Annotated in this window: 4 protein-coding genes and 1 pseudogene; all 5 read left to right on the plus strand. The window is 53.4% G+C overall.

The features are described 5' to 3' along the window. The first annotated feature begins 396 nt into the window (after nucleotides 1–396). The 5 genes and pseudogenes from JX325_RS12400 to JX325_RS12420 all read left to right on the plus strand — a co-directional run bounded on the left by JX325_RS12400 (nucleotide 397) and on the right by JX325_RS12420 (nucleotide 4,818). Nucleotides 397–1,194 (plus strand): S-layer homology domain-containing protein, encoded by a 798-nt coding sequence (locus JX325_RS12400; RefSeq protein WP_204791426.1) that lies wholly within the window; start codon nucleotides 397–399, stop codon nucleotides 1,192–1,194. Nucleotides 1,195–1,273: 79 nt separating this feature from the next. Further along, a pseudogene (locus JX325_RS18725) lies at nucleotides 1,274–1,432 on the plus strand (S-layer homology domain-containing protein); the annotation flags it as partial. 143 nt (nucleotides 1,433–1,575) lie between these two features. Then, nucleotides 1,576–1,920, plus strand: a complete 345-nt coding sequence (locus JX325_RS12410; protein WP_243414074.1) for an S-layer homology domain-containing protein — start codon at nucleotides 1,576–1,578, stop codon at nucleotides 1,918–1,920. 913 nt (nucleotides 1,921–2,833) lie between these two features. Then, nucleotides 2,834–3,190, plus strand: coding sequence for a helix-turn-helix domain-containing protein (locus JX325_RS12415; protein WP_204791429.1), 357 nt, complete (start codon nucleotides 2,834–2,836; stop codon nucleotides 3,188–3,190). Continuing rightward, nucleotides 3,187–4,818, plus strand: a complete 1,632-nt coding sequence (locus JX325_RS12420; protein ID WP_204791430.1) for a recombinase family protein — start codon at nucleotides 3,187–3,189, stop codon at nucleotides 4,816–4,818. The genes JX325_RS12415 and JX325_RS12420 overlap by 4 nt, the downstream gene beginning before the upstream one ends. Nucleotides 4,819–5,226 lie beyond the last annotated feature (408 nt).

A 5,226-nucleotide genomic window follows, 5' to 3' on the forward strand; every position in this document is an offset into this window, starting at 1 on the left:
GCTTCGCCGCACATTTTTCCTCCTTTGTCAACCCCTTTTTACATCTTTTTTTGACTTTATCTTCTCCTTATTCCTAAACTTAATGACATTAGAAACGTCTACACCCTTTCCAATCCCATTCTTTACACGATTTCCAAAGAACAGATCGCCGGGCTTTCCTTTGCGGAGGACTATGTTTACTATACCTTCACTGGCGAGGAGCTGCAGGACCCGCAGGAATCTTCAATCCATCAAGCGACTGCGGTGTATGCGGTCCCGGAGGGCACTGTTATCAAAGTCCCCGATGCCAGAGTTGAAACGAAACAGAACGGTTCGACTAAGACCACTACAACAACGACGATTCGGCTGGAACCTAATATTGTTGGATTGAACAAGTCCGGGAATAGGTATGTTGTCGTGGAGGAATATTTCACGTATTTTGAGGGCGTGGATGATGGATATTACCAGCTTAGTGCGCAGGACGCGGGTTATGAAAACGCGTTCTATGTCATGAGCTGCTTAGAATCTTCGTCTTCCATAATGGAAGATATAAACACAGGCGGCGGCGCGGAGGGAAGCAGTATCCCTGATACTATAGACACGATCGCGTTCTTCGTGCCGACGGCGGCGGACCTTCAAAGCGGCTTCCCAGGCGCTTCTTCGACCGACAAGCCCGCCGCCTCTAGCAAGCCCATTGCCCCCTCTGCTCCCGCCCCTGCGACTAACGGAAAACCTGCCTTTACAGATGTAGCCGCCGACTCCCCCTATGCGGAGGCCATTAGTTGGGCGGTAGCGCAAGGCATCACCAACGGCAAGACCGCAACGACCTTTGGGACAAAGGACATTTGCNCGATCTCTCACATTTTNACGTTTCTCTGGCGGGCCAATGGCAAACCCGGCGCGAAAGAGGGAGAGGCGGAACGTGATTCTGTTCTCCGCTGGGCCAACGGTCAAGGCATGGTGGTTACTGCGGAGATGCTGCCGTCCCCCTGCACCCGCGCCAGGGCGGTGAACTTCATGTGGTTGGCAGCGGGGAAACCGGCAGAGAAGGAATCCACCGCTTTTACCGACGTCTATCCCGATGACTTCACAAAGGGCATTGCCTGGGCAGTAGAGAAGGGCATTACCCAGGGTACCAGAGCCACCACCTTCTCCCCCGACGCAATCTGCACCCGTGGGCAGATTGTGACGTTCCTGTATAGGGCGTTTAAGTAACGGCCANTCCCTTTGATGGCGCAAATCCGAGATTAAGGAGAAAACGTATTTGAAAAGGTTTATTTCCTTGATACTGGCCATGATTCTTTGCGCTAGCCTTGCAGTTTCCGCTTCTGCGGTGAAGTTTAAAGATGTCCCTTCGAATCATTGGGCCCATAGCGCTATTCAGCTTGCCGCTACGAGGGGCGTTGTATCTGGCTATATAGACGGGACTTTCCTGCCCTCCGCCAATGTCACAAACGCACAGTTTGTAGTGATGCTGTCACGGTCATTTTACGCATGGGGTATATATGAAAACACCCCGGGACAGCCCTGGTGGTGGCCCAACTGGTTTGCATTAGACAATAATGGTATTTTCAGGACAATGAAAAATTCGGTGATTTGGAGATATTCAAGGCAAACGCCGGAGATGACCTCTCACGCTATGACATGGCCCTGCTCATATCCGGTGTTTTGGATTACCGTACGGCGACAGACGACCAAAAGCGCAAGGAGCAGGAGGAAATCACCGATTATGATAGTATTCCTGAACAATACCGAGAGGCGGTGAAAAGCTCCTTTGCGCTGGGATTGCTCTCTGGCTATCCTGACGGCAGCTTCAGCGGCGAGAAAACCGTCAGCCGTGCCCAAGGCTGTGCTGTGATTGAACGGCTGACCCGGATTCTGCTCGGATTGGCGCCACAGCAAACGAGCGCCGATTCAGCCACAGATCAGGCGGCGGGCTGAGGCTTCGGAATGGAAAGGCGGTTTCGGAGGACAATGCCAAGGAGATCATAAACGAGGTGATGATGGTATATTTCCCCGGCTCCCCATGGGACACCTATGGAGAAAAAGGCGCAGGACTACGGGACGACGGCGTGGAGATCGGCGGTCGGGTTCTTGGGACCATGAGTTCGGCGCTGTCCACCATCGAAAACCAGTATCACTCAAGCATGCGGCGGGCCTGCGGTGGGTTCGCGGGCGTGGTCAGCGACGCGGTTTTTGGAGGCGGGAACACCGGCGGCAATCAGTTCCCAGCCAGAAAAGTGGAGGACATTCACCAGATACGGCCCGGAGATATCGTGATACTGTTTGACCAGAACAAGAAGGTCACGCATCTCGTGGCGGCCGCCAGCGGCGTCCTCCAGACGGAGCGAGATGATAGCGGCCGGGAAATATGCGTGGTCGATTGCTGCGAGGGGAACGTGCATGATCTCGGTTTTGAAGGCGGGTTCGTGGGCATCAACTCCTATTATTTCCCCAAGGAGAAATCCGACGNCAGGTTTTATGAGATATGGACCCGCTATCCTGACTGATTTCGAGTGAAACATAGCAAATTCTTACTGCCTCCTACCGTTTGATTGGAACGACAGGGGGCAGTCCGTTATTGTTTACAAAATGGAATGCTGTATTTTGATACTTCGGAGGCCCGCCACGCCGACGCCTGGGCACAAGTCGGCGGCACCAGCGGATGGTTTCGCTCCATGGCAATTCCCCGCCGGTAGCTTCAAAAGTGGGGCGGTCCGGTCCCCATGGGAATCGCCGTCGTTGTCATGCCCTGCGGGGCATAGGCAAATATTTAAGAATTTATAATATCCTATTTTAGAATTTACATGAATATGAATTTGAGCTAAAATAGAATACATAAGGAGGCGATTTCATGGAGCGTATCGGGAAACGCATCAAGCAGCTCCGGGAAACATACCACCTTTCACAAGCAGAGCTTGCAAAGCTCTGCGGAAGCAATCAGGCCACCATTGCCAAGACGGAAACAGGGAAAACGGCCCCGTCCGTCAAGCTCCTGCTATGGCTGGCGGACTGCTTCGACATTTCTATGGATTATCTATGCTGCCGGACCGACCAGCCCCAGGGCAAGCTGTACGAGTGCAAGCCGGACCTGCCGCCCAGCAGCGAGGACATGCGGCAATTCATCGAAATGTGCTTTGACCCCGGCTCACCCTTCAACAGCAAGCTGAAAGAAACCCTATTCCAGATGATGGAGGAATCGAAAAAATGAACGCTGTGATTTACGCACGCTTTTCCTCCGACCATCAGCGGGAGGAATCCATAGAGGGCCAGATTCGGGAGNGCAGNGCCNACGCCGAGAAAAACGGGCTGATGGTGATTGACACCTACATCGACCGGGCAAAATCCGCCTCTAAGGAAACCGAGAAGCGGGAGGACTTTTTGCGGATGATCCGGGACAGCTCTCGCCGCCTGTTCGACACCGTGCTTGTCTGGAAGCTGGACCGCTTTGCCCGAAGCCGCTTTGACAGNGCCCATTACAAGAACATCCTGAAAAAGAACGGGGTCAAGGCCGTTTCCGCTACGGAACACATAGCGGAGGGGCCGGAGGGCATCATTTTGGAATCCATGCTGGAGGGCATGGCGGAATACTACTCCGCCGAGCTTGCGGAGAAGATACGCCGGGGCCAGGCCGAAAACGCCCTGAAGTGCAACCGGAACGGCGGGACGCCTCCCTTTGGGTATGTGCTGGAGGACCACCGTTTGCGGCTTGACCCGGCGGCGGCCCCTGTTGTGCTGGAGATTTTCAAGCGCTACGCCGAGGGGGACACGATAAAGAATATCCTCACGGACCTGAATCAACGAGGCATNAAGANCCGGAAGGGGCNGACGTTCAAATATTCCAGCTTCAGCACGCTTTTGAAGAACCGGACCTATATTGGAGAGTTTCGCTACCGTGACACGGNTATCCCCGGCGGGGTCACGGCTATCGTCCCGCAGGAGATTTTTGACCGGGTACAGATACGGGTCGAGAAGAACAAGCACGCCCCGGCTATGGCGAAAGCCTCCGACAAATACCTTTTGACCACGAAACTGTTTTGCGGCAAGTGCGGGCGGATGATGGCCGGGGAGAGTGGGACAAGCAAGACCGGGAAAATTCACCACTATTACAAGTGCGGAAACGCCAAACGGAAAAAGACCTGTGACAAGAGAGCGGTCAAAAAAGATTGGATTGAAAATCTTGCCGTACAGCAAACCCTGCTGATGGTCATGGACGATGCTTTGATGGAGCGGCATGTAGACAGGCTTCTTGACTTGCAGGGGGATGAGAGCTTTGACTTGCGGCTGCTTCAAAAGCAGTTGGCGGAGGTCGAGAAGGGCATTGAAAGCATGCTGAACGCTATCCAAGCGGGCATTCTTACGGCGTCCACCAAGGAGCGCTTGGCGGCGCTGGNAGCTCAAAAGGCNCAGTTGGAGGAAAGTGTTTTGCGGGAGCAAATCAAGCGGCCTGTCCTGACACGGGAGCAAATCGCCTTTTTCCTTCGTAAGTTCCGGGACACGGACACCGCCGACGAGGAGGAGNGGCAGCGGCTGATTGACTGCTTTGTCAATGCGGTTTTTGTGCATGAGGATAAAATTGTTTTGACCTTCAACTATAAGGACGGCGCAAAGACCATTTCCCTGGATGACATAAAAAGTTCGGATTTAGAGGAGTTNGGTCCACCAGCTCAGAGATTCCCGCCACCGTTCCGTTTCCGGCTTCGCCGAAAACTGCACTCTGGCGGGAATTTCTTCACTTTCCACCGCGACTCGCTTCGCTGGACTCGCGGCGGAAGGGGAACGGGGAAAACCGAGGGGGCCGAAAAATCGATTTTGTCCGCTTACTCCAAAGCAACATAACCCGAACTTGTTCCCTATCGGGGATGGGTTCGGGTTTGTTGTTTATTTGGATGATGAACGACCCTACCCAACCTGNACAAANNGTTGTCAGTTGTTCGGATTGNGTAGGGTCGTTCTTTCCTTGTGGCCCTTATATTTCAAGGGATAATCGGTTTTTCGGTTTCGTATGTCATATGCCGCTGGCCAAGAGCAAACAGGTCAAAACCAGAGTGCAAATGGTGGGAATCGCCCCCCTGCTGACATCACTTGCCTATTGTGCTTCAAGGCTTCCTCTTTTTTTCTGGTTCCCAGAACTTTGGATCGTTTTGAGTTCCGGCAAGGTGGAAGACTTTAAGGATGCTCCACCTTGCAGCGTACAGCAGATTTTCGGTTTTCAATATGCCGCTCCCAGTCAATGGCATTGTCTGA

Origin of the sequence: Oscillibacter sp. CU971, assembly GCF_905219725.1 — a bacterium.
Taxonomy (GTDB): Bacteria; Bacillota; Clostridia; order Oscillospirales; family Oscillospiraceae; genus Oscillibacter.

What these genes read in the sequence shown, in the direction of transcription:
- JX325_RS12415 (WP_204791429.1), top strand. Translation starts at nt 2,834, where the DNA reads ATGGAGCGTATCGGGAAACGCATCAAGCAGCTCCGGGAAACATACCAC.